We start from the raw sequence: 23735 nt of genomic DNA on the forward strand, positions 1-23735 counted from the left end.
TCGCGGCGGCCCGCTGTCCGTATTCTCTGGTCATGGCCGCTCCTCCCGCGTATTCACTCGTCGCCACCGACCTCGACGGAACGCTCCTGCGTGGCGACGACACCCTCTCCGACCGGTCCGTCGCCGCGCTCGCGCGCGTGGCACGGGCCGGCGCCCGGCACCTGGTGGTCACGGGGCGGCCGGCGCCCCGGGTGCGGCCGTTGCTCGACACGCTGGGCCGCGGGGGGCTCGCCGTGTGCGGACAGGGCGCGCAGGTGTACGACGCCGACATGGACCGCCTGCTGTGGTCGGTCACCCTGGACCGGGAGTTGGCCGAGACCGCGCTCGGCAAGATCGAGGCCGAGGTGGGGCAGGTGTACGCGGCCGTCGACCAGGACGGGGTGAGCGGGCTCACGCTCATCGAGCCCGGGTATCTGATGCCGCATCCGACCCTGCCCGCCGTCCGTGTCGAGCGGCGCGACGATCTGTGGTGCGCGCCCATCAGCAAGGTGCTGCTGCGTCACCCCGCCCTGTCGGACGACGAGTTGGCGGCGACGGCGCGCGCGGTCGTGGGCTCCCTGGCGACCGTGACCATGTCCGGGCCCGGGACCGTCGAGCTGCAGCCGTGCGGTATCAACAAGGCCACCGGTCTGGCCCTGGCCGCCGAGCACCTTCGGCTGGCTCCTGAAGAGGCCGTCGCCTTCGGTGACATGCCGAACGACATCCCGATGTTCGACTGGGCCGCCCACGGGGTGGCGATGGCCGGCGCCCACCCAGAGTTGAAGGCGGTGGCCGACGAGGTCACCCTGTCGAACGAGGACGACGGCGTGGCCGTCGTCCTCGAAAGACTGTTTCCGTGACGCGGTGTGTCAGTAGGCGCCGTTGACGTTGTCGATCGAGCCGTAGCGCTTGGCGGCGTAGTTGCAGGCGGCCGTGATGTTGGCGACCGGGTCGTAGATGTCGTACGACGTTCCCTCCACGTGGTAGGCGTTGAACGTCGGGTCGATCACCTGGAGCAGGCCCTTGGACGGGATGCCCTTGGCGGCGTTGGAGTCCCAGAGGTTGATGGCCCGTGGGTTGCCCGAGGACTCGCGCATGATGTTGCGGTGGATGCCGTTGTAGGTGCCGGGGATGTTCTTCTCCGCCATGATCGCGAGCGATTCGCGGATCCAGCCGTCGAGGTTGTTCGGGTACCCGGCAGGCGTTGTGCCGGCCGTTGTCACGGACCCGGGGGTGGCCGCGTGGGCGCCGGTGGCGCCGAGGAGCGGCAGGGCGAGCACCGCGGCTCCGGTGCCGGCCACGACGAGGGTGCGGACGAGGCGGTTGGTGCGGGGGTGGCGGTGCCGAGCGGCTGCAGACATGGCGATGTTCCTCTCCGGCGCCTGCGAGGTGAGCTGTCGGGTTCGGGCGGGGGAGGTGCCCGGTCGGCCGCCGAAAGGCGACGCGACTTCACCCCTAGCCGTTCCGGTCGGCTGTGCCGTCCGGCCCGGCGACTTCCCTGGGTCCCCCGCTCCTGCCGTACGAAATGTGGTTCGTCGATGGGTCATGTCGGGTGGCGGCAGGATTCGGCGTCCATCCGACTGGCCCGGAAGCTATGCGACCGCACATGTCGGAAACAAGTGGTGGATTCCCATCTCATACCGATTGACATGCGATTGAGATGTATGAGCCGCTTGATCCTTTGCTATTGCCAAGGGTCAACTGAGCATCGAGGAAAGGGCGGTGGGGGCTGCGGGCGGGGTGCTGCGCCACGGTAAAGGGTGACCCAAGTCACTTCCCTCGAAGCTCAAGTACATTCAGCGCCAAGGGGAATTGAGGTGCCAATAGCGGCAAAACGGGCACTTCATTCCGTGGTCCAGGGAATTCGCTTCTCCCAGGTCCGGTGGAAGATCACTTCGCCGCCCGTCGTGCAGACCACCTCGTCGGCGGTGACGAAGTGGCCGACGTCACCGGAAATCTCCGAACGGACCTGGACCGTGGTGTCCCACGGCAGATCCGGGCGGTGCAGCCGCACCGAGCGCTCCGAGCGGGCGCGGGCCGACAGCGGGTCGTTCCCCGTGATCGTGTACGTCTCCGTCGCGCCCTCGGTCCACTGCAGACCGTCCGGGTACGCGCGCGTGCCCTCGCGGCACGGGGCCACCTCCACCCGCCACTCGTCCTCGGCGACGTCCCGCACCACCAGTCGCCCGGGGCGCGGCCCGTCCAGCGTGACGGACTCGCCCGCGCCAAGGGGCTCGGCCTGCTCGGGTTCTTCGAAGACGACCGCCGGGTCCGACGTCCTGGCCCGCACCGGCAGTTCGAGCGAGCTGCCCGCCGGGTCGAGCACGCAGCCCGCCGCCGACTCGGGCCGTGGCCACACCCACGGCCAGTACGCGGAGGAGACCGCGAGGCGGATGCGGTGACCGGGCGGGAAGGCGTGCCCGGCGCCGCCCAGTTCGACGGTCGCCTCCTGCGGACCGCCCGGCGACCGGGGCGCCGCTTCCTGTGTGCTGCCCGGCGACCGGGGCGCCGCTCCCCGCGCGCTGCCCGGCGACCGAGGTGCCGCCTCCTCGTGGCCGGGCGGCGCCAGGTCCAGCACGCCTCTGGTGACCAAGGTCGACGCACCGTCCGGGGCGACATCGCAGATCCGGATGATCAGCTGCGTCCGCGGCGCCCGGCGGGTCAGTCGCAGCCGCACCCGGGGCCGCCCGAGCACCCAGGTCTCCTCGGTCACTTCGAAGTCGAAGCAGACGGACCGTCCGTCCTCGCCCCGCTGGTCGGGCGGCAGGTCGGCCTCGTCGCCGATCGGGCGGAAGCAGCCCGCGTCCACGCCGGTGTGCAGGGGCGAACGCACCAGGACCGGGGCGCCTCGCAGGTCGTGGGCGACGCTCGTCACGTTGGGGGACGGCCAGGCGGGTTCGCCGACCCAACGGCCAGGGAGGGCGGCGCGGGCCGGGTCCGGACGGTGGGACTCGACGACGTACGCGCGCAGAAGCGGTTCGGACATCACCGGGCGCGCGCCCACGGAGCCGCGGGGAGCGGCGCCCACGGAGTCGTGGGGAGTGGCGGATGCCGAGTCGTGGGGAGTGGCGGATACGGAGCCGTGGGGAGTGGCGGATGCCGAGCCGTCGGAAGTGGCGGATACGGAGTCGTGGGAAGTGCCTGCTGCGGAGCTGCGGGGAGGGCCGGCTGCGGAGCCGCGGAGAGACCCTGACGGTGAGCCGCCCTTCAGCCAGTGGTCCCACCAGCGCAGGGTTTCCTGGAGGAAGCCGATCGCCGGTCCGGGTGACAGGTCCCGGTCGGGGTAGTGGTGCGACCAGGGTCCGATCAACCCGCGGACGCGGTCGTGGGGAAGGCGTTCGACCAGACGGAGGACGGTGTCGTGGTGCGGGTCGTACCAGCCGCCGACCGCCAGCACCGCTGCCTTGACGCCACCGAGGGCCGGAGGCGGGCCGGTGTGTGCGCCGGTGGTTCGGGGTGCGAGCCAGGCGTGCAGGGCGGGGGTCAGCGCCTCCAGGCGGGTCGACCAGACGGCCTGCCAGGAGTCGCCGGCGTACCGCGGGTCTGGCGGGAGGGCTGCGGTCGTGAGCGCCCCTGCGGAACGGGCGTGCAGGCGGGCCGCGACGGCGGAACCTCCGGGGCCGTGCCCTTCGTTCTCGTAGCGGTCGTCGGGGCAGCAGACCGCGACGACCGCCTTGAGCGGCTCGGGCGCGAGGGCCGCGATCCGGAGGGAGGCGGAGCCGCCCCGGGAGATGCCGAACACGCCCACGTTGCCGTCGCACCACGGCTGTGCGGCCAGCCACTCGACGACCTCCGCCCCGTCGGCCGCCTCCGCGGCCTCGGCCGCCGGGCCGGCGCCCGCCGGTACGCCCTCGCTGCCGCCGTACCCGCGCGCGTCGACGCGGACGGAGACGTAGCCGTGCCCCGCGTACCAGGGGTGCCGCTGGGCGTCACGCGGCGCCGTCCGGTCGGTGAGGCGGTCCGGGGCGTACTCCAGGAGGGCCGGTACGGGTTCGTCCGTCAGGGGGCGCCACACGCGCGCGTACAGCCCCGTCCCGTCGAGGGGGATCCGGAGGTCCGTGTGAGCGGTTTCGCAGGGGAAGGACGTACGGATGTGCATGGGCGGCGTTCCGAGGCATTAGCGGGGCAAAAGGTGTCGCATCCCCATGAGTCCATGAATATCGGATTGTATCGACTGATCGGCAACATACCGGTCGTGATCCGATACCGCCCGAGCTGGACGGTGGGCGCTATCGGTGATCGAAACCTGACCGGATACGCTGACTTGAGTGATGGCAGCGACCTATCGACAAACCGTGTAATCGCCAGCAGACACCAGCAGACAGGAGACCCCTCGTGACCGTCGTCGGGCCGTTCGGGCTGAGCGTGCGGGACCAGGCTCTGGAAGCCGATGTCCAGGCCGGATTGGCGGCTGTCGAGGAAGGCTTGCTCGAAGCCACCAAGAGCGAGGTGCCGTTCATCACGGGGGCCGCGCAGCACCTGGTACGGGCGGGCGGCAAGCGGTTCCGCCCGCTCCTCGTGATGCTCGCCGCGCAGTTCGGCGACCCGTATGCGCCCGGGGTGGTGCCGTCGGCCGTGGTGGTGGAGCTGACCCATCTGGCGACGCTGTACCACGACGACGTGATGGACGAGGCCGCGGTGCGGCGCGGGGTGGACAGCGCGAACACCCGCTGGGGCAATTCGGTCGCCGTCCTGACCGGCGACTTTCTGTTCGCCCGCGCCTCGCAGATCCTCGCCGACCTCGGTCCGGAGGCGGTGCGGGTGCAGGCCGTCGCGTTCGAGAGGCTGGTCACCGGGCAGATCCTGGAGACGGCCGGGCCCTCGGACGGCCGCGACCCGGTCGAGCACTACCTGGACGTGCTCGCCGGCAAGACGGGCTCGCTGGTCGCGGTGTCGTGCCGGTTCGGGGCGATGATGTCCGGCGCCGACGAGACGGTCGTGGACGTGCTCACGCAGTACGGCGAGCGGCTGGGCGTCGCCTTCCAGCTCGCCGACGACGTCCTGGACATCGCGTCGGACTCCCACGAGTCCGGCAAGACCCCGGGTACGGACCTGCGGGAGGGCGTCCCCACGCTCCCCGTGCTGCGGCTGCGGGAGCGGGCGGCGCGGCTGGGGCTGCCCGAGGACCTCGCGCTGTGCGAGCTGCTGGACTCCGACCTGTCCGACGACGGCCGGCACGCGCAGGCGCTGGAGGCCCTGCGCGCGCACCCCGCACTGGAGCAGGCCCGGCGGGACACCGTGCGGTACGCGAAGGAGGCGCGGGCGGCGCTGGCCCCCCTCCCGGAGTGCGACGCGAAGACGGCCCTGCTGGAACTGTGCGACGCGGTGGTCCATCGGGCGGGATAACCATCGGGTGGGATGGCCGCCGGGTGGGATGGCCATCGGACGGGGTAGCGACCGGGTCGGCCGACCACCGGGCGGGACGGTCGGCGAGCCGGAACGACCGATGAGCAGAACGGGCCCGTGATGAGCAGAACGGGCCCGCCCTCGGGCATCGATCCCGGCACGGTGTACCACGCACTGACCCGCCGTCCGCCTGTTCCGCCCTTTCCGTGCCTCCGGGCCGGCCGCGCGTCCGGCCATCCGTCCGGATGCTCGGCCCACCGCGGGCCGCGCCCGCCTGCCGGCCTCCGGCGCCCGTTCGCTCCGGCTGCCCCCTGAGGTATTCGCCCGTCCGCCGCCAGTGCCCGTCTGTTGCGGTCGTAGGGTCCGCCCGTCCGTCCCCGGCGCCCTTCTGTTCCCGCTGTCCGCGCCGGTTGTTCCGGCCGTCCGCGCCAGGTGCCCGTCCGGTCCGGCCGTCCGTGCCCCCCGGGCGTATGACTGGCTGAACCCCCGACCGTCGCACGGTTTGACCGCGTTGACCTGGGAAATTTCCGGCGGCACCCCTCTTACCCCTACGGGTCGGGGGAGGCGCCTCCTCCGCGTGTCATACCGGAGGTGTACGTGGAGTTGCGTCCGCGGGGTGACGCGTCCGCGCACCGGATTTGGTCAGATGGAAGCCACGGAAATCACCACTCCTCACCGATTCGGGTGAGAATGGCGGCTCAGGGTGGGAACAGTGCATCGGTGCGTAGAAGGCCGCCGCCGACGACGGAGGTAAGCCACACATGGCACGGAACGAATCCGCTGACAACACGGGCGCCGGGGAGGCCGAGGAGCTGCGCTCCGGCCGGCGCAAAGCCGCTCGGTACGTCGTCCCGGTCGCGGTCGTGGGGGTGACGGCGGCGACCATCGGACTGGTCCCGGCGCTCGCCGACTCCGGCGACCCCAGTCTGCCGAAGATCACCGCACAGCAGCTCATAGAGAAGATCGCCAAGTCGGACGTCGAGCAGCTGTCCGGCACGGTGAAGGTCAGCACCGACCTGGGCCTGCCGAACCTGGGCGGTCTGGAGAACAGCCTGGCCTCGGGCATCGCTCCGTCCGGCGACGGATCCTCGGCCGACCCGACGTCCAAGCTCACCGAGCTGGTCTCCGGCACGCACACCCTGCGCGTCGCCGCCGACGGCCCGGACAAGCAGAAGCTGTCCCTGATCGAGAGCGCGGCCGAGTACAGCCTCATTCACAACGGCAAGGACGTCTGGGGCTACGACAGCAAGTCGAACGAGGTCTACCACGGCACCGCGGCCCAGGACGGCGCGGAGCACAAGAACGAGGCTCCGGCCACGCCCAAGGACTTCGCGGACGAGGCCCTGAAGTCCGTCGACGACACCACGTCCGTGACCGTCGACGGCACCATGCAGGTCGCAGGCCGGGACGCCTACAAGCTGCTCGTCAAACCGAAGCAGTCCGGTACCACGGTCGGCGCGATCAGCATCGCCGTGGACGCGAAGACCGGCCTGCCGCTGAAGTTCACGCTGACCCCGGCGAGCGGCGGCGCGGCGGTCGTCGACGCGGGCTTCACTCAGGTCAGCTTCGCCAAGCCGGCCGCCTCGACCTTCGACTTCACCCCGCCGAAGGGCGCCAAGGTGACCGAGGAGGACAAGTCCAAGTCCGCCGAGGTCCCGGATCCCGAGTCCGGCCACGACCTCGCCAAGGGTCCGCAGGGCCACGAGGTACTGGGCGAGGGCTGGAATGCGATAGCCACCTTCGACACGGGTGAGAAGGGCGGCCTGCCGTCCGGTTCCGCCGGCGGTGACCTGGGCGGCTTCCTCGGCTCGCTCGGCGACCAGGTGAGCGGCAAGTTCGGCAAGGGCACGGTCTTCTCCACCCGCCTGGTCAACGCCCTGATCACGGACGACGGCAAGGTGTACGTCGGCGCCGTGACCAAGGACGCCCTGGTGAAGGCGGCGGACTCGGGGCAGTAGGTACCCTGCGGGCACGACGAATCGAGGGAGCCGATGGACGAACCGTCCGCCACGGGGCGAAGGACGGCGCGGGAGCCGGAGGACGCGGGGCCGAGCGTCATCGACACCCGCGGCCTGACCAAGCGCTACCGCGGCGGACAGCTCGCCGTCGACGGTCTGGACCTGACCGTCCCGGCGGGCAGCGTCTTCGGCTTCCTCGGTCCGAACGGCTCCGGCAAGACCACCACCATCCGCATGCTGATGGGACTCATCGAGCCCACCTCCGGCACCGCGCGGGTACTCGGGCGGCCCATGCCCCGTTCGGCACGCGCCGTGCTGCCGCAGGTGGGTGCGCTCATCGAGGGCCCCGCCCTGTATGGCTTCCTCTCCGGCCGGGACAACCTCGTACGCTACGACGCTGCCGATCCGACCGCCGACCCGCGCACCCGGCGGGCCCGGGTCGCCGAAGCCTTGGACCGGGTGGGCCTGGCCGCCGCCGCGGGCAAGAAAGCCAGGGCCTACTCGCTGGGTATGAAGCAGCGGCTCGGGCTGGCCGCCGCGCTGCTCCAGCCGCGCAGGCTCCTCGTCCTGGACGAGCCGACCAACGGGCTCGACCCGCAGGGCATGCGCGAGATCCGTTCCCTGGTCCGGGAGTTGGCGTCCGACGGCACGACCGTCTTCCTCTCCTCCCATCTCCTCGACGAGATCGAGCAGGTGTGCACGCACGCGGCGGTGATGGCGCAGGGCCGGCTCATCACCCAGGGCGCGGTGGCGGACCTGGCTGCTGGGGCGCGCGGCCGGCTGGTCGTGACCACGCCGGACACCGGGGATGCGGCCCGGGTGCTCAAGGAGCGGGGCGTGGGCGATGTCGTGGTCGCCGAGGACCGGGTGACCGCGGAGCCCCCGGAGGGTGAACTCGCCGACTTGAACGCCGCGTTGGTGTCGGCCGGAGTCCGCGTCCGCGGCTTCGGGGTGGAACGGGCATCGCTGGAGGACGCGTTCGTGGCACTGACCGGAGAGGGGTTCGATGTCACAGGTTGACGCCGGGGTGGGCGAGTCCACGGCCGCGGTGCCGACGGCCGGGCCCGGGGCCGGCCGTGCCCCGAACCCGCTGTGGACCTTCGGGTTCCTGCGCAGCGAACTGCTCACCACCTTCCGGCGCTGGCGCACGCTCGCGTTGCTGGGTGTGCTGGCCGCGGTGCCGATCCTGGTCGGCATCGCCGTCAAGATCGAAACGCGGGGCGGTTCATCGGTCGGCGGTGGCGGCGGCGAGGGGCCGGCGTTCATCACGCAGATCACCAACAACGGCCTGTTCCTGGTGTTCACCGCGCTGGCCGCGACGCTCCCGTTCTTCCTTCCGATGGCGATCGGGGTCGTCGCGGGCGACGCGGTCGCCGGCGAGGCCAACGCCGGAACGCTGCGCTATCTCCTGGTCGCCCCGGCGGGCCGCACCCGCCTGCTGCTCACCAAGTACGCGACGACGATGGCGTTCTGTCTGGTGGCCACGCTCGTGGTGGCGCTCTCGGCGCTGGCCGTAGGGGCGCTGCTGTTTCCGCTGGGCGATCTGACGACCATCTCCGGCACGCGGATAGGCTTCGCCGACGGCTTGGCGCGTGCGCTGCTGATCGCCCTGGTCGTGGCCGCGTCGTTGATCGGTCTTGCCGCCCTCGGTCTGTTCGTCTCCACCCTGACCAACAGCGGGATCGCGGCGATGGCCACCACGGTGGGTCTGCTGATCACCGTGCAGATCCTCGACCAGATACCGCAACTGCACGCGATCCAGCCGTACTTCTTCTCGCACTACTGGCTGTCCTTCGCCGACCTGATGCGCGACCCGGTCTACTGGGACGACCTGGTCAGGAACCTCGGGCTGCAGGCGCTGTACGCGGTGGTGTTCGGCTCGGCGGCCTGGGCGCGGTTCACGACGAAGGACATCACCGCGTAAGGGCGCCCTCCTTACGGGGCCGGGGCGCTTGGACGGCCGTGTCCGTCTCGTGCGGGAAGTGCGCGAGCGGTGCCTCCTGCGCGAAGAAGGTCTTCGCGCGCGCCAGCGCCTCCGCGTCCTTGAGTACGTCGCCCTGTGCGCTGCCGCAGCCGAGCAGGACGCCGCCGAAGCGCATCGCCAGGTACGCGGCCGAGTTGTTGAGCGTGCCGATCAGCGGGGCGGCGACATCGGGTTCGCGGGCCGCGAGCGCGGTGACGCCCCAGAGGGTGCGGCCGGCCAGGGTCGCCTTGAAGTCGATGCCGGGGGTGCGCAGCCAGCCGGACCAGTGGTCCAGGTAGCGCTTGGTCGGGCCGGACACCGAGTACCAGTACAGCGGCGAGGCGATCACGATGTCCGTGGCGGCGAGCGTGGCGTCCAGGAGCCGGCCCGCGGCGGTGTCGGAGGGCGGCCGCACATGGTCGCCGTCATGGCGCAGGTCGGTGAACTCGGGCAGCGGGTGGTCGAGCAGGCGGATCCACTCCTGCTCGACGTCTACGGGCAACTGCTCGGCGGCCCTGCGGGCCAGCAGTTCGGTGTTGCCGTCGAGACGGGCGCTGCCCAGCACGAACAGGAAACGGCGGGTCATCGATCCCCCCAGGTGATCGGCACGAGAGGAATACAGGCTTGCGCATCATATGCACACGCAAGAATGCTGCGTCGAGTGTGCGGAGGACGCGATGGGCAGGCGCTGCCGGGACTGCGGGGAGGGCCCCGGTGAAGCGGATCGCCGGCCGGACCGTCGTGTTGCGGCGCCCGGGAGGGCTCCTGGTGCGAGTCTGTGACGTCGCAGTGACGCGGAAACGGTGGCGAGCGGCGACACTCGACAGTACGCATGGGTACGACCGGATCGTGACGCCGGGGGAGTGAGGGGGCAGATGTCTCGACTCAGCCGCGAGGAGAAGCGGGAAGAACGGCGCGGCGCGGGTCCGGCGGCACCGGTGGACGTCCGTGTCTCGGCCGCGGGCGAGGCGACGGTCGACGGCGTACCCCTTGCCGCACTCCCCGGTCGGGAGATCCAGCACGCCGTCCTGGACCACCTCCACCGCTTGGCCCGCACGCTCGGCCACCCCGTACGGGCGGTGATCCACGACGCCCGCGTCGGCTATGTGGTCCCGCTCCAGGTCGACACCAACGGCGCCAGCCACTTCACGGCTGACCCGGCAAGGATGACTCCGCAGGCCAAGGCGGGGGAGGGGGCGTCGGAGAAGTCCGGGGCGGCTTCGGAACCGGGGCCGCCGGAAGAGGCGGAAGTGCGGGAGGGACCCGGGGAGTCGGCCGACGGCACCTCCTCGGGCTCAGGTCACGGCTCCGCCGCCGCCACCGCCGAACGGCCGCCGTATCGCGACAGGTCCACCCACTTTCTGCGGCCCGTCGCCGAACCGGCGCGGGAGGTCGCTCCGACGTTCCCGCTGCGTGCGGTCTCGGAGCCGCCGCACGCGCAGCCCCCGGTGCCGGAATCGCTGTCGCACGCGCAGGCCCCGGTATCGGAGCCGACGCCGCACGCGCAGGCTGCGGCCATGTTCGGGCCTGGGCGGGTGACGGACGTCGCCCCGGGCACGGTCCGGCCCCCCACCGGCGTCTTCGGACCGCCCCCGGTCATGCCCGGCCCCCCGTCCCGCCCGGCGGACCCGCCTCACCTCACGGACCCGCCGCGCCCCACGGACCCGCCGCGCCCCGTCGAGGAGTCCCTGTCTGCCGAGCCGGTCCCGGGCGCGGTGCTGAAGCCGGCGGGTGCACGCGGGGCGGACGGTACGTCCGGTTCCGCGCCGGACTGGGTGTCCGACGCGGCCGTTTCGGGGGCGAGTTCCGCCTTCGCGCTCAGCGTCCCCGAGTCACCCCGCACCACCCCCCGTCCGCCCGTCGTCGACTTTCCCGCCGGGGCCGATCCCGATCCCAGGCCGACGCCGGCCCGCGGGTTCGATGCCGTGGCCGAGGCCGTGCTCGGGGACGGGGAGGGCGGCGGGGCCGCGCTCGGGGAGCCGACCGCGCGGATCAACGAGGCCGTCAGGGCGGGGCGGATCGACGCGGCGGCCGAGCTGGCGAAGCGTACCGTCGAGGAGGCCACCGCCGACCTGGGGCCCGATCACCCCGAAGTGCTCCGGCTGCGCGAACTGACCGCCTACATCGCCTACTTGTCCGGCGATCCGCTGCACGCCTTCCGGTTGTCGCTGGACCTCGCCCGGCTCCGCCGCAGCAGCCGGGACCCCGACGCGGCCTACGGCAACGTACAGAGCGCGGCGGCGGCCTGGCGCGCCGTACGCGACCCCGAACAGGGTCTCAGCCTCGGCCGGGACCTGATCGCCCTGTGGACGGAACTCACCGCCGAGGACGGTCCGGCGGCCGAAGACATCGAGCAACTGGAGTCCGCACACGCCCGCATGGTCCGCCTGACCGAACGCGCAGCCCGGGCGGCCGACTAGCCCGAGCGGCCGACCGGACCGACCGGGACCCGCCGCCCGTCACTGCACGCAGAACTCGTTGCCCTCCGGGTCGGTCATCACCACCCACTCCCCGCCGTTCTCCCGCACCCGCTGCTGCACCCGCGCGCCCAGCCGCTCCAGTCGTCCGACCTCGTCCTCGCGTCCGCCCGTGCCCGCGTGCACGTCGATGTGGAGCCGGTTCTTGCCGGACTTCGGTTCCGGGACCCGCTGAAACAGCAGCCGCCGCCCCAGCCCGGTACCGCTGTCCTTGTCGTACGGATCGTCGGGATGCCGTACGGCGATCAGGTCCCGGAAGGCGGGGCGGCCGTGGTGCTCGACGGTCGCCCCGCCGGACAGCGCGCCGAGCCCCAGCAGCCGTTCGACGAGCGCGCTGTTGTCCTCGACCTCGTAGTGCAGCGCGGCGGCCCAGAAGTCGGCTTGCGCGTGCGGGTCGGCGGCGTCGATGACCAGTTTCCAGTGGAGCGGGACGGGGCCTGGCACGGATGTCTGTGTCATACCGACCACGTATACCCGACGCCGCTGACAGTCCCGCCGAACGGCAGCCGGCCCCCTGCTCGGCGTTCCCGTCGTCTCCGTCACGCACGAGCAGGCCGGGGAGTACGTCGGCTGGCTCAGCGGCTTCTGGGGATTCGACGGTCCCGCATCGGCGCGGATCACCCGCGACCTGCTGGGATGGCAGCCGACCCGTCCCGGGCTGATGGCCGACCTGAAGGCGGGTCACTACTTCGCCTGAAGCAGCGCGGGCGCGGCCGGCGTGCTCGGTCGGCGCCGGATGCCTCCTGCTGTGGCTTACCGTGTCCGGCGCGTTCTCCGGCATCGGGGAACCGGAAGGCCAAGGGCGCCCACCAGGCTCAAACCGGCGTAGCCGGGAACGCATGCCCCGCCCACTCGGCCCGCAGCCCCGGCGGGGCTGCCGACGAGCCACTGCCTGCCGAACCCTGACGCCCAGCCGAACGAAGCCGTTCGCGCCGAGCGCCGCGCCGTCGGTGCGGGCCGCGTCCGCGAAGCGGTCCCGCTTTGCGTCGTGGAACTGCCCGCGCACGTGGCGCTGGGTGTTCTTCGCCTCGGTGCTGCTGGCCGCCGCGTTGCTGCTCGCGGCCGTGCGGCTGATCCCGGCGCAGTCCGCACCGCCGTTCCGGCTCCGCGGCTTCGACCTGCCCGGCGCGGTCACGGCCGCAGCCGCGCTGCTGCTCGCCGCCTACGCCGTCGTACGCCTCGAACACGGCCTCGACGGCTGGCCGTAGACCCTGTCGGCGGCGGTCGCCGCGCTGCTGCTGGCCGCCGCCTTCCTCGCGATCGAGCGGCGTTCCGCGCATCCGCTGGTGCGGTTCGGCATCCTGCGCAACGGCCCGGTCGTGCGCGCCGGCCTCGGGGCGCTGCTGTTCGTCGGCGCCTTCTTCGGCTTCCCGTTCGTGGTCACGCTCTGCCTGCAGGAACTGCGCGGCTGGTCGTCCCTGCGGACGGCGCTCGCGCTCGTCATCATGGGCTGCGACGCGGTCCTCGCCGCGACCCTCACCCCGAAACTGGTCGCCCGCTACGGCAACGCCCGCGTGATCGTCGGCGGCTTCCTGCCGGCCGTGCTCGCCTACGGGCTGTTCCTGCCGGTCGGCCTGGACTGGCCGTACCCGGCGATGTTCCCCACAATGATCACCGCAAGGTCTGGCGGGCGGTCTGCTGCACACCTCGACCCAGTTCGGTTCGGCGATCGGGATCTCGGCGGTGACCGCGGTCTACGGCCTGGCGGCCTCCGGATCCGGCTCCGGTCCCGAGGCGACGCTCTCCGCCTTCCGGGCGGCGCTCGCCATGCCGGTCGTCATGGTCCTGCTGGGCACGGCGCTCTCGCTGGCGAGCGCGCGGGCCGTGCGGGCCGATCGACGGGCGGCGCGCAGCGCGTCCCAGGTCAGCAGCGACAGCGCCAGCCACACCAGCGCGAACCCGGCCCAGCGCTCGGGCGGCATGGCCTCGCCGAAGTAGAGGACGCCCAGCAGGAACTGGAAGACGGGCGCCAGGTACTGCAACAGCCCCAGTGTCGACAGGGGCACCCGTATCGCCGCCGCGCCGAAGCAGACGAGGGGGAGCGCGGTGACCACGCCGGTGGCGGCGAGCAGGGCCGCATGGCCGGCGCCGCCACCGGTGAAGGTGGAGTCGCCGTGCGCGTTCAACCACAGCAGATAGCCGAGCGCGGGCAGGAACTGGACCGCGGTCTCGGCGGCCAGTGACTCGATGCCGCCGAGGTTGACCTTCTTCTTCACCAGCCCGTAGGTGGCGAAGGAGAAGGCGAGACTCAGGGAGATCCACGGCGGGCGGCCGTAACCGACGGTCAGCACCACCACCGAGGCGAAGCCGACCCCGACCGCCACCCACTGCACGGGCCGCAGCCGCTCCTTCAGGATCAGCACGCCCATCGCGATGGTGACCAGGGGATTGATGAAGTACCCGAGGGACGCCTCGACCACGTGTCCGGCGTTCACGGCCCAGATGTAGACACCCCAGTTGACCGTGATCACCGCCGCCGCGACCGTGATCAGCGCGAGCCGGCGCGGCTGGCGCAGCAGTTCCCCGGCCCAGGCCCAGCGCCGTACGACGAGCAGCAGCACGGCGACGAGGGCCAGGGACCACACCATCCGGTGGGCGAGGATCTCCATCGCTCCGGCGGGCTTCAGCAGGGGCCAGAACAGCGGCACGAGCCCCCACATCCCGTAGGCCGCGAAGCCGTTCAGCAGACCTGTCCGCCGTTCACCCCTCGACTCGCCGGCCACGAGCCCCTCCCTCTCACATCCTCGCGCGCGTGTTCCCCCTGGACGAAGGTAGCGCCGAGCGCCCCCGCCTGTCATACCCGTATTGGCATACGGTCATGACAGGGCAGGGGCGCGGGATCGGGGCTCGGGGCTCGCGGTGCGGCGGTCAGCCCTTGAGCGCGGCGGCGACGGCCTCCGTGATCGGGGTGGTCGGCCGCCCGGCCAGGCGGGACAGATCGCCGGTGGAGACGACCAGCTCGCCCTTGGCGATCGACGCGTCGACGCCGACCAGGATCGCGGCCATCGCCTCGGGCACCCCGGCGCCGGTCAGGATGCCCAGCAGGGTCTCGCCCGGCACGGAGTTGTAGGCGATCTCCTTGCCGGTCTGCCTGCTCAGCTCGGCCGCGTACTCGTCCAGGCTCCACGCCTCGTCGCCGCCCAGCTCGTACGTCTTGTTCTCGTGCCCCTCGCCGGTGAGCACGGCGACGGCGGCGGCCGCGTAGTCGGCGCGCGAGGCCGACGAGATCCGGCCCTCGCCCGCCGCCGCGACGACGGCGTCGTGCGCGAGCACCGGGGCCAGGTTCTCCGTGTAGTTCTCGTGGTACCAGCCGTTGCGCAGCAGCGTGTAGGGCAGGCCGGAGGCCAGCAGCACCTGCTCGGTGGCCCGGTGGTCGTCGGCGAGGGCGGCCGTCAGGCTGCCGGGGCCGCTGGTGTAGGCGAGCAGGGCGACGCCGGCCGTCCTGGCGGCGTCGATGACGACGGTGTGCTGTTGGACCCGGCCCTTGTCGAACTCGTTGCCGGAGATCAGCAGCACCCTGTCGCCTGTGGCGAAGAGGTTGTCGAAGGTCTCGGGCCGGTTGTAGTCGGCCACGGCGATCCGCACACCGCGGGCCGCGAATTCGGCGGCCTTCGCCTCGTCGCGCACGACGGCGGTGATCTGCTCGGCCGGGACCTTCTCCAGCAACTGGTTGATGACGTGGCGGCCGAGGTGTCCGGTGGCTCCGGTGACGACGATGCTCATGGTGGAGAACTCCTAGTGGGGTGCGTCTGTCGCTAACCCTAGGAGTTGCGCTAACCCGGGGAAAGTACCCACTTTGAAGTAAGGTACGGGTATGGGAGTTAGTGCAGTGGAGAAGACGGCCCGGGACGCCGGCGAGGCGACGTGCCCCTACCGTCTCGTCCTCGAACACGTCACCAGCCGCTGGGGCGTCCTCGTCCTGATCGAGCTGCTGGACCGCCCCCACCGGTTCAGCGAACTGCGCCGGGCGGTCGGGCGCTTCGGCCGGGACGTCAGCGAGAAGATGCTCGCCCAGACCCTCCAGGTCCTGGAACGCGACGGGTTTGTGCACCGGGACGCCAAGCCGGTGATCCCGCCCCGGGTCGACTACTCGCTCACCGCGCTCGGCCGTGAGGCGGCGCAGCAGGTCCGGGCGCTGGCGCTGTGGACCGAGACGCGGATGGGGCAGGTGCGGGAGGCCCGGGAGCGGTACGACGAGAAGAAGCGCGCCGCGACGACGGACGCCCCACCCGCCTGACACCCCCCGCGTGAACGCCCCCGCCCCCCAGCCGCTCGGCCGCCGACCGCGCCAGCCGCTCGGAAGGCATGGCCGCGTCACTGGCTCGGACGCCTGCCGCGTCAGCTGCTTGGAAGGCACAGACCGCCGGGTCAGCTGCTTGGGAGGCATGGCCCGGATGTGTGAGCTGCTCGGGGGCACGGCCCCGGACGTGTCAGTTGCTCGGCGGCCCAGCCGCGTCGGCTGCTTGGGCGTCGGTCCGCGTCAGCTGCTTGGAAAGCACAGCCCGGCCGTGTCAGCCGCTCGGGAGGCATGGACTGGATGTGTCAGCTGCTCGGGCGGCCCCGGCCGCACCGGCTGCTCGGCCGCGTCGGCCGTGTCGGCTGTTTGGAAGGCACGGCCCGGCGATGTCAGTTGCGCGGGCGGCCCGGTTGTGTCGGCTGCTTGGGCGTCGGGCCGCGTCGGCTGCTTGGAAGGCACAGCCCGGCTGTGTCAGCCGCTCGGGGCGGAGGTGGCAGCTGCTTGGGTGGCCGGATGTTGGTTGGGGCGGGGGCCCGGACGCGGTGGTGCGTCCGGGCCCCGCCCTGCCGTGCGGTCGGTCGCCGGCAGGCGGATCGCTCCGCCCGCGGCGGTCAGCCGATGACGGTCCACGTGTCGTTGCCGGCCAGCAGGGCCGCGAGGTCACCCTTGCCGCGCTGCTCGACGGCCGCGTCGAGCTGCTCGGCCATCTGCGTCTCGTACACCGGGCGCTCGACGCTGCGTAGGACGCCGATGGGCGTGTGGTGCAGGGTGTCCGGGTCGGCCAGCCGGGACAGGGCGAAAGCCGTGGCCGGCGAGGCCGCGTGGGCGTCGTGGACGAGGATGCGGTCCTCGTTGTCGGGCGTCACCGTGACGATCTCCAGATCGCCGGTGAGCGGGTCGCGCACCACGCCCCGGCCGCCGTCCGGGCCGAACCGGACCGGCCGCCCGTGCTCCAGGCGGATCACCGCCTCCTGGGCGCCGTGCTGGTCCTTGAGCGCTTCGAAGGCACCGTCGTTGAAGATGTTGCAGTTCTGGTAGATCTCCACCAGCGCGGTGCCCGGGTGGGCCGCGGCCTCCCGCAGCACGCCGGTGAGGTGCTTGCGGTCGGAGTCGATGGTCCGGGCCACGAACGACGCCTCAGCGCCGAGCGCCAGCGAGACGGGGTTGAACGGCGCGTCCAGGGAGCCCATCGGCGTCGACTTGGTGATCTTGCCGACCTCCGACGTCGGCGAGTACTGGCCCTTGGTCAGACCGTAGATCCGGTTGTTGAAGAGGAGGATCTTCAGGTTGACGTTGCGGCGCAGCGCGTGGATGAGGTGGTTGCCGCCGATCGACAGCGCGTCGCCGTCGCCCGTGACGACCCAGACGGACAGATCGCGCCGGGTGGCGGCCAGACCGGTCGCGATCGCGGGAGCGCGGCCGTGGATGGAGTGCATCCCGTAGGTGTTCATGTAGTACGGGAACCGGGAGGAGCACCCGATGCCCGACACGAACACGACGTTCTCCCGGGCCAGACCCAGCTCCGGCATGAAGCCCTGCACCGCCGCCAGGATCGCGTAGTCACCGCATCCCGGGCACCAACGCACCTCCTGGTCCGACTTGAAGTCCTTCATCGACTGCCGGGCCCCGGCCTTCGGCACGAGCGAGAGTGCCTCGATCGTGTCCGTGCCGCTCGTGGACGTCTCAGCCATCGATGGCCTCCTTCAGCGCCGCGGCGAGCTGTTCCGCCTTGAACGGCATTCCGCTGACCTGGTTGTAGGAGCGGGCGTCGACCAGATACTTCGCCCGGATCAGCAGGGCGAGCTGACCCAGGTTCATCTCCGGGACCACCACCTTCTCGTAGCGTCTCAGCACCTCTCCGAGATTCCCTGGGAACGGGTTGAGATGGCGCAGATGGGCCTGTGCCACCGGCACCCCCTGGAGCCGCAGCCGGCGCACCGCCGCGGTGATGGGCCCGTAGGTGGAACCCCAGCCCAGGACGAGGAGGCGCGCGTCGTCCGGATCGTCGACCTCGATGTCGGGCACCTCGATGCCTTCGATCTTCGCCTGCCGGGTGCGGACCATGAAGTCGTGGTTGGCCGGGTCGTAGGAGATGTTCCCCGTGCCGTCCTGCTTCTCGATGCCTCCGATGCGGTGCTCAAGACCCGGCGTGCCCGGGACGGCCCACGGGCGGGCGAGCGTCTCGGGGTCGCGCTTGTAGGGCCAGAACACCTCGGTGCCGTCGTCCAGGGTGTGGTTGGGGCCCTGTGCGAACCGCACGCGCAGATCGGGCAGTTCCTCCAGCGCGGGGATCCGCCACGGCTCGGAGCCGTTGGCCAGGTAGCCGTCGGACAGCAGCAGCACCGGCGTGCGGTACGTCAGCGCGATCCGGGCCGCCTCCAGGGCCGCGTCGAAGCAGTCGGCCGGCGTGCGCGGCGCGACGATCGGCACCGGGGCCTCGCCGTTGCGGCCGAACATCGCCTGCAACAGGTCGGCCTGCTCGGTCTTGGTCGGCAGACCGGTCGAGGGTCCGCCGCGCTGGATGTCGATCACCAGCAGCGGCAGCTCAAGCGAGACGGCGAGCCCGATGGTCTCCGACTTCAGGGCCACACCGGGGCCGCTCGTCGTCGTCACCGCCAGGGAGCCGCCGAAGGCCGCCCCGAGCGCGGCGCCGATGCCGGCGATCTCGTCCTCGGCCTGGAAGGTGCGCACACCGAAGTTCTTGTGCTTGGACAGCTCGTGCAGGATGTCCGAGGCCGGGGTGATCGGATACGAGCCGAGGAACAGCGGCAGGTCCGCCTGGCGGGAGGCGCTGACCAGGCCGTAGGCCAGGGCCAGGTTCCCGGAGATGTTGCGGTAGGTGCCCACCGGGAAGGCCTTCGCGGCGGGGGCGACCTCGTAGGAGACGGCGAAGTCCTCCGTGGTCTCGCCGAAGTTCCAGCCCGCGCGGAAGGCCGTCAGGTTGGCCTCGGCGATCTCCGGCTTCTTCGCGAACTTGGTCCGCAGGAACCTCTCCGTGCCCTCGGTCGGCCGGTGGTACATCCACGACAGCAGGCCCAGCGCGAACATGTTCTTGCTGCGCTCGGCCTCCTTGCGGGTGAGGTCGAAGTCCTTCAGCGCCTCCACCGTCAGTGTGGTCAGCGGCACCGGGTGCAGTCCGTAGCCGTCCAGCGAGCCGTCCTCCAGCGGGCTGGTGGCGTAGCCGACCTTCTGCATCGCCCGTTTGGTGAACTCGTCCGTGTTGACGATGATCTCCGCGCCGCGCGGCAGGTCGCCGATGTTCGCCTTCAGCGCGGCCGGGTTCATCGCCACGAGGACGTTCGGCGCGTCGCCGGGCGTGAGGATGTCGTGGTCGGCGAAGTGCAGCTGGAACGACGAGACACCCGGCAGGGTGCCGGCGGGGGCCCGGATCTCCGCCGGGAAGTTCGGCAGTGTCGACAGGTCGTTGCCGAACGACGCCGTCTCCGAGGTGAACCGGTCACCCGTGAGCTGCATACCGTCACCCGAGTCGCCCGCGAACCGGATGACCACCCGTTCCAGACGCCGGACGTCCTTCGTACCGCCCGGTTTGCGCTGCTCTCCTACGACGGCACCGTCGGCCTGCTCCGCTGGGCTGCTGACCTGGCTGGTCACTGAACTGGACCTCCTTCGAGGCTGCTGTCCGGGCATGGTCGTCCCAGGGACCTTCCCAGGATCAACCCTACGTCGCTTAGGGTCGCCTTCCCGCGGCCATTCGCATGATGGACGGCATTCCGAGACGGCCCGTTGCCCCGACGTGTCACGATGTCCCGCCCCCCAGGCTCTTTCGAAGACGCTCCCGGCTCGTTCCCGGTACTCACTTCCCGTTCTGGCACACGGCCATCCCGCATGCCGGGAAATACGACCGGCTAACCCGCCGCCGGCACCCTGTCAGGCCATCACGATCCGGATGGGCCCTCACGAGTTCAGATAGGTGAGAACGGCCAGAACCCGCCGGTGGTCCCCCTCGCTCTGCGACAGGCCCAGCTTCAGGAAGATGTTGCTGACGTGCTTCTCCACGGCCCCGTCGCTGACGACCAGCTGCTTGGCGATCGCCGAGTTCGTCCGCCCCTCCGCCATCAGCCCCAGGACCTCCCGCTCCCGCGGCGTGAGCCCCGCGAGCACGTCCTGCTTGCGGCTGCGGCCGAGCAGCTGCGCGACGACCTCCGGGTCCAGGGCCGTACCGCCCCGCGCCACCCGCACCACCGCGTCCACGAACTCCCGCACCTCGGCGACGCGGTCCTTGAGCAGATATCCGACGCCGCGGCTGGAACCGGCCAGCAGTTCGGTGGCGTAGCGCTCCTCCACATACTGCGACAGCACCAGCACCCCGAGGTCCGGGTGCGCCTTGCGCAGCCGTACGGCGGCCCGCACCCCCTCGTCCGTGTGCGTCGGCGGCATTCGCACGTCCGCGACCACCACGTCCGGCAGCGCACCCTGCGCCGCCAGGTCCGCAATGGTCTTGATCAGCGCCTCGGCATCTCCGACGCCGCCCACCACCTCGTGCCCGCGGTCGGTCAGCAACCGGGTCAGGCCCTCTCTGAGCAGCACCGAATCCTCGGCGATGACCACCCGCACCCTGTCCTCCACGTCCTCCACGATCCTCCGGCCCCCCACAGCCCGAACCTCCGACGGTGCCCGTCCGTACGAAGGTCCAGCATCCCAGCAATCCCACCGCACCGCGCCCGCGTCATCGGAACAACGGACGAATCAGCGGCACCGGAGGAGGAGACCGCGTCATGCCGGATTCGGTTGCCTGCCGCCTCGTTCCGCACGCGCGCGTGGCTTGCGGGCCCATGCGCTGCGGGCCTGTGTGTTGTGGACCGGTGTGCGGCGCGCCTGTGTTGCGGATGCGTGAGCTGCGCGCCGGTCGGCCGCGGGCCTGTGTGCTGTGGGTCTATGTGCGGCGCGCCTATGTGTTGCGGATGCGTGTGCGGCGCCTGTGTTGCGGATCCGTGTGCTGCGTGCCGGTTGGCCGGGGGCCTGTGTGCTGCGGAACTGTGTGCTGCTGGACCGTGTGCTGCGCGCCCGCGCGTCGCGTGCCCGGCGCGGCATGTCCGCGCGGCCCGGGTGCCACCCATGTCGGGCGGTGGCCGGGCCGCGCGCGGCCGTGGTCAGCCTCGCCAGGGCAGTTCCGCCGTCACACGGGTCGGGCCGCCCGGCGGGGAGTCCACCACCAGGATCCCGTCCACCGCGTCCAGCCGCTCCGCCAGCCCGGCCAGACCCGAACCCCCGGACACGTCGGCTCCGCCCACCCCGTCGTCCACGACCTGCAGCATCAGCCGGTCGTCCGACCGCCAGACATCCACCGACGCCCACCGGGCCCGGGAGTGCTTGCTGATGTTCTGCAGCAGCTCCGAGACCGTGAAGTAGGCGATCCCCTCGATCGCCGGCGCGGGACGCCGTGTCAGGTCCACCTCGACCTGCACCGGCACGGTGCAGCGGGAGGCGACCGCGGAGAGGGCGGCGTCCAGACCGCGGTCCGTCAGCACGGCGGGATGGATACCCCGGGCCAGGTCCCGCAGCTCCTGGAGCGCCGTCTTCACCTCGCCGTGCGCCTCATCCACCATCCGCGCCGCCGACTGCGGGTCCTCAGTCAGCTTCTCCTTCGCCAGCCCCAGGTCCATCGCCAGCGCCACCAGCCGGGCCTGCGCCCCGTCGTGCAGGTCCCGTTCGATCCGCCTCAGGTCCGCCGCCGCCGTGTCGACCACCACGCCCCGGTCCGACTCCAGCTCCACCACCCGCGCCGACAGCCGCGACGGCCCGAGCAGTCCGTACACCAGCAGCCGGTCCACCATCGTCAGCGCCCGCACGATCCACGGCGTGGCCAGCGTGAACAGCAGCCCGACCAGCGCCGTGACGGTGATCTCGAAAGGGTTGTCGAGGCAGACCCGGTGGTGTTCGTCGCCGTAGAGCTGAATGCCGCCCTGTCCGGCGTACGCAGGAAAGACCCGGAACCACAGCGGATACGTCACCAGCGACCAGCCGATCGCCCAGAAGGTCACCGCGACGACGAAGGAGAACACCGCCCAGGGGAAGTGCAGCAGCGCGTACAGCAGATGCCGCCACGACGTGCCGCTCTTCAGGACCGCGCCCATCCAGGCCATGACGCCCGGCTTGCGCATCCGCAGCGGCTCCGGTTCGGCGACCTCCAGGCCGAGCAGTCCGCGCGCCCGTGCCCGCTCCAGCGCGCCCAGACCGCGGCATCCCGCCAGCGCCCCCGCCAGGACCGGAATCCCGAGGAACGTCACCAGCAGCCCCGCCCCGAACGACACCATCGTCACCGCGTACGAGAACATCAGGATGCTGATCGGCAGGCTCAGCAGCACATAGCCGAACTCGCGCCAGCTGCGCGCCGCGAACGGCGCGCGCAGTGCGGCCGGCAGCCGGTGCCGGCCCGCACCGTCGTATTCGTATCGGTGCCCGTACCCCTGTCCGTACTCCGTGGCCATCGGCGTCGTCCCGTTCTCCTCGTCAGCGGCCTTCTGCCGTACCCCCACCCTCCTGTGCCGCGGGTTCGCGGACCATGGAGGCCGTCGGCGTCTTGGACGGGGGGTTTTCCCCACCCCGGGTCAGGAGATCTCCGTACGGTCCCGCCAGGGCAGCTCGGCGGTGACCGTGGTCGGCCCGCCGACCGGGGAGTCGACCACGAACAGCCCGTCGACGGCGCCGAGCCGCTCCGCGAGCCCGCGCATCCCGCTGCCCGCGTCGAGCCGCGCCCCGCCCCGGCCGTCGTCCCACACCTGGATGAGCAGCCGGTCCTCGGACCGCCAGACCTCGACGGACGCGGTCCGCGCGCCACTGTGCTTGCTGATGTTCTGCAGCAGCTCCGAGACCGTGAAGTAGGCGATGCCCTCGATCGCGGCGGCCGGTCTCGACTCCAGGTCGGCGGTCACCTTCACCGGCACCGTGCAGCGGGAGGCCACCGAGGACAGCGCGGCGTCCAGGCCGCGGTCGGTGAGGACGGCCGGATGGATGCCCCGGGCCAGGTCGCGCAGCTCCTGGAGGGCGAGCTTCACCTCGCCGTGCGCCTCCTCGACCATCGTCGCGGCCGAGTCGGGATCCTCCAGGAGCTTCTCCTTCGCCAGGCCGAGCCCCATCGCCAGATTGACCAGCCGGGCCTGCGCCCCGTCGTGCAGGTCCCGCTCGATCCGCCGCAGGTCCGCCGCCGCGGTGTCCACCACGGTCCCGCGGTCGGACTCCAGTTCGGCGATACGGCGCTCCAGCTCGTCGGAGGGGGACAGCAGACCGCGCACCATCACCCGGTCCACGTTCGCCAGGCCCCGCGCGATGAACGGCAGTACCGGCCACAGCACGAACAGCGAGGTGAGCGTGATGACGAAGGTGAGGACCCCCCAGGGCAACCGGATGAAGTCGTACAGCAGGGTCCGCCAGCCCACCGGGTCCTTCAACGCCATCCACATCCGCTGCAGCAGCCCGCCGCCCCTGCCGAGCGGCAGCGGGCTCGGCTCGTCCACCCGCACCCCGAGCAGCGCCCGGGCCCGCCCCCGTTCCAGCTTTCCCAGCCCCCGCGCGCCGAGCAGGGTGGCGGCGAGCAGCGGGAAACCGATCACGGTGAGGGTCAGCGCGCCACTGGCGACGAGCGTCGTGGTCGCGTAGGTGAAGCCGAGCAGCGCCACCGGCAGGTTCGCCAGGAGATGCGCGATCTCCTTCCAGGTGTGAGCGTCGAAGGCGAAGCGGGCCGGCGGCAGACGGTCGTCACAGTCGGTCGGGGCCGTCCCGGCGGATGGGATTCGAGCGGTCATACGGGCTAGCGT

General features: G+C 71.7%; 19 protein-coding genes and 1 riboswitch. Of the genes, 8 read left to right on the plus strand and 11 right to left on the minus strand.

Annotated features, from left to right (window positions below; genetic code table 11):
- The first annotated feature begins 32 nt into the window (after positions 1 to 32).
- On the plus strand, positions 33 to 839 hold the full coding sequence (locus ACFYTE_RS28700; protein WP_388716337.1) for an HAD family hydrolase: 807 nt from the start codon (positions 33 to 35) through the stop codon (positions 837 to 839).
- Positions 840 to 848: 9 nt separating this feature from the next.
- Here ACFYTE_RS28700 and ACFYTE_RS28705 read toward each other — a convergent pair whose 3' ends face one another.
- Both ACFYTE_RS28705 and ACFYTE_RS28710 read right to left on the minus strand, forming a co-directional pair.
- Positions 849 to 1340 (minus strand): transglycosylase SLT domain-containing protein, encoded by a 492-nt coding sequence (locus ACFYTE_RS28705; protein ID WP_388716340.1) that lies wholly within the window; start codon positions 1338 to 1340, stop codon positions 849 to 851.
- A gap of 3 nt (positions 1341 to 1343) precedes the next feature.
- Positions 1344 to 1527: riboswitch (cyclic di-AMP (ydaO/yuaA leader) on the minus strand.
- A 295-nt stretch (positions 1528 to 1822) separates the two neighbouring features.
- Positions 1823 to 4078, minus strand: a complete 2256-nt coding sequence (locus tag ACFYTE_RS28710; protein WP_388716343.1) for a CocE/NonD family hydrolase — start codon at positions 4076 to 4078, stop codon at positions 1823 to 1825.
- 236 nt (positions 4079 to 4314) lie between these two features.
- On the opposite strand from ACFYTE_RS28710, the gene ACFYTE_RS28715 reads away from it, so the two are divergent.
- The 4 genes from ACFYTE_RS28715 to ACFYTE_RS28730 all read left to right on the plus strand — a co-directional run bounded on the left by ACFYTE_RS28715 (position 4315) and on the right by ACFYTE_RS28730 (position 9207).
- Positions 4315 to 5325, plus strand: a complete 1011-nt coding sequence (locus ACFYTE_RS28715; protein WP_388716345.1) for a polyprenyl synthetase family protein — start codon at positions 4315 to 4317, stop codon at positions 5323 to 5325.
- Between the two features lie 761 nt (positions 5326 to 6086).
- On the plus strand, positions 6087 to 7283 hold the full coding sequence (locus tag ACFYTE_RS28720; protein WP_388716348.1) for an outer membrane lipoprotein carrier protein LolA: 1197 nt from the start codon (positions 6087 to 6089) through the stop codon (positions 7281 to 7283).
- 33 nt (positions 7284 to 7316) lie between these two features.
- The gene (locus ACFYTE_RS28725) at positions 7317 to 8303 is read left to right on the plus strand and encodes an ABC transporter ATP-binding protein (RefSeq protein ID WP_388716351.1); all 987 of its coding nucleotides are present in this window, start codon (positions 7317 to 7319) and stop codon (positions 8301 to 8303) included.
- On the plus strand, positions 8290 to 9207 hold the full coding sequence (locus ACFYTE_RS28730) for an ABC transporter permease (RefSeq protein WP_388716354.1): 918 nt from the start codon (positions 8290 to 8292) through the stop codon (positions 9205 to 9207). Before ACFYTE_RS28725 ends, ACFYTE_RS28730 begins: the two co-directional genes overlap by 14 nt.
- Here the strand turns inward: ACFYTE_RS28730 and ACFYTE_RS28735 are convergent.
- Positions 9197 to 9832: a flavodoxin family protein gene (locus ACFYTE_RS28735; RefSeq protein ID WP_388716357.1), complete on the minus strand. Its 636-nt coding sequence runs from the start codon at positions 9830 to 9832 to the stop codon at positions 9197 to 9199. The genes ACFYTE_RS28730 and ACFYTE_RS28735 overlap by 11 nt on opposite strands.
- Positions 9833 to 10121: 289 nt before the next feature.
- On the opposite strand from ACFYTE_RS28735, the gene ACFYTE_RS28740 reads away from it, so the two are divergent.
- A complete protein-coding gene (locus tag ACFYTE_RS28740; RefSeq protein WP_388716360.1) occupies positions 10122 to 11666 on the plus strand; it encodes a tetratricopeptide repeat protein in 1545 nt (514 codons plus the stop codon).
- 39 nt (positions 11667 to 11705) lie between these two features.
- Here the strand turns inward: ACFYTE_RS28740 and ACFYTE_RS28745 are convergent, their stop codons facing one another.
- Positions 11706 to 12182, minus strand: coding sequence for a VOC family protein (locus tag ACFYTE_RS28745; RefSeq protein ID WP_388716363.1), 477 nt, complete (start codon positions 12180 to 12182; stop codon positions 11706 to 11708).
- A 557-nt stretch (positions 12183 to 12739) separates the two neighbouring features.
- Between ACFYTE_RS28745 and ACFYTE_RS28750 the strand changes: the two genes are divergently transcribed.
- Positions 12740 to 12931, plus strand: coding sequence for a hypothetical protein (locus ACFYTE_RS28750; protein WP_388716365.1), 192 nt, complete (start codon positions 12740 to 12742; stop codon positions 12929 to 12931).
- Positions 12932 to 13417: 486 nt separating this feature from the next.
- Here the strand turns inward: ACFYTE_RS28750 and rarD are convergent, their stop codons facing one another.
- Positions 13418 to 14446: an EamA family transporter RarD gene (rarD, locus tag ACFYTE_RS28755; RefSeq protein WP_388716368.1), complete on the minus strand. Its 1029-nt coding sequence runs from the start codon at positions 14444 to 14446 to the stop codon at positions 13418 to 13420.
- A gap of 145 nt (positions 14447 to 14591) precedes the next feature.
- Positions 14592 to 15446 carry an SDR family oxidoreductase gene (locus tag ACFYTE_RS28760; protein WP_388716371.1) on the minus strand — a complete coding sequence of 285 codons (855 nt, stop codon included), beginning with the start codon at positions 15444 to 15446 and terminating at the stop codon, positions 14592 to 14594.
- A 91-nt stretch (positions 15447 to 15537) separates the two neighbouring features.
- Between ACFYTE_RS28760 and ACFYTE_RS28765 the strand changes: the two genes are divergently transcribed.
- The gene (locus ACFYTE_RS28765) at positions 15538 to 15960 is read left to right on the plus strand and encodes a winged helix-turn-helix transcriptional regulator (protein WP_388716374.1); all 423 of its coding nucleotides are present in this window, start codon (positions 15538 to 15540) and stop codon (positions 15958 to 15960) included.
- 611 nt (positions 15961 to 16571) lie between these two features.
- On the opposite strand, the gene ACFYTE_RS28770 is transcribed toward ACFYTE_RS28765, so the two are convergent.
- The 5 genes from ACFYTE_RS28770 to ACFYTE_RS28790 form a co-directional block, all read right to left on the minus strand.
- Complete coding sequence (locus tag ACFYTE_RS28770) at positions 16572 to 17651, minus strand: 2-oxoacid:ferredoxin oxidoreductase subunit beta (protein ID WP_388716377.1); 1080 nt, start codon at positions 17649 to 17651, stop codon at positions 16572 to 16574.
- Positions 17644 to 19572 (minus strand): 2-oxoacid:acceptor oxidoreductase subunit alpha, encoded by a 1929-nt coding sequence (locus tag ACFYTE_RS28775; RefSeq protein ID WP_388716380.1) that lies wholly within the window; start codon positions 19570 to 19572, stop codon positions 17644 to 17646. The genes ACFYTE_RS28770 and ACFYTE_RS28775 overlap by 8 nt, the downstream gene beginning before the upstream one ends.
- 303 nt (positions 19573 to 19875) lie before the next feature.
- Complete coding sequence (locus ACFYTE_RS28780; protein ID WP_388716509.1) at positions 19876 to 20535, minus strand: LuxR C-terminal-related transcriptional regulator; 660 nt, start codon at positions 20533 to 20535, stop codon at positions 19876 to 19878.
- Between the two features lie 536 nt (positions 20536 to 21071).
- Complete coding sequence (locus tag ACFYTE_RS28785) at positions 21072 to 22409, minus strand: sensor histidine kinase (protein WP_388716511.1); 1338 nt, start codon at positions 22407 to 22409, stop codon at positions 21072 to 21074.
- 120 nt (positions 22410 to 22529) lie between these two features.
- Positions 22530 to 23723: a sensor histidine kinase gene (locus ACFYTE_RS28790; protein WP_388716384.1), complete on the minus strand. Its 1194-nt coding sequence runs from the start codon at positions 23721 to 23723 to the stop codon at positions 22530 to 22532.
- Positions 23724 to 23735 lie beyond the last annotated feature (12 nt).

Origin of the sequence: Streptomyces sp. NPDC004629 (assembly GCF_042873595.1) — a bacterium.
Taxonomy (GTDB): Bacteria; Actinomycetota; Actinomycetes; order Streptomycetales; family Streptomycetaceae; genus Streptomyces.

Coding starts and splice junctions, on each gene's coding strand:
- ACFYTE_RS28760 (WP_388716371.1), bottom strand. CDS start 15,446: ATGAGCATCGTCGTCACCGGAGCCACCGGACACCTCGGCCGCCACGTC.
- ACFYTE_RS28770 (WP_388716377.1), bottom strand. CDS start 17,651: ATGGCTGAGACGTCCACGAGCGGCACGGACACGATCGAGGCACTCTCG.
- ACFYTE_RS28735 (WP_388716357.1), bottom strand. CDS start 9,832: ATGACCCGCCGTTTCCTGTTCGTGCTGGGCAGCGCCCGTCTCGACGGC.
- ACFYTE_RS28790 (WP_388716384.1), bottom strand. CDS start 23,723: ATGACCGCTCGAATCCCATCCGCCGGGACGGCCCCGACCGACTGTGAC.
- ACFYTE_RS28785 (WP_388716511.1), bottom strand. CDS start 22,409: ATGGCCACGGAGTACGGACAGGGGTACGGGCACCGATACGAATACGAC.
- ACFYTE_RS28720 (WP_388716348.1), top strand. CDS start 6,087: ATGGCACGGAACGAATCCGCTGACAACACGGGCGCCGGGGAGGCCGAG.
- ACFYTE_RS28765 (WP_388716374.1), top strand. CDS start 15,538: ATGGGAGTTAGTGCAGTGGAGAAGACGGCCCGGGACGCCGGCGAGGCG.
- ACFYTE_RS28745 (WP_388716363.1), bottom strand. CDS start 12,182: ATGACACAGACATCCGTGCCAGGCCCCGTCCCGCTCCACTGGAAACTG.
- ACFYTE_RS28700 (WP_388716337.1), top strand. CDS start 33: ATGGCCGCTCCTCCCGCGTATTCACTCGTCGCCACCGACCTCGACGGA.
- ACFYTE_RS28740 (WP_388716360.1), top strand. CDS start 10,122: ATGTCTCGACTCAGCCGCGAGGAGAAGCGGGAAGAACGGCGCGGCGCG.
- ACFYTE_RS28705 (WP_388716340.1), bottom strand. CDS start 1,340: ATGTCTGCAGCCGCTCGGCACCGCCACCCCCGCACCAACCGCCTCGTC.
- ACFYTE_RS28725 (WP_388716351.1), top strand. CDS start 7,317: ATGGACGAACCGTCCGCCACGGGGCGAAGGACGGCGCGGGAGCCGGAG.
- ACFYTE_RS28730 (WP_388716354.1), top strand. CDS start 8,290: ATGTCACAGGTTGACGCCGGGGTGGGCGAGTCCACGGCCGCGGTGCCG.
- ACFYTE_RS28710 (WP_388716343.1), bottom strand. CDS start 4,078: ATGCACATCCGTACGTCCTTCCCCTGCGAAACCGCTCACACGGACCTC.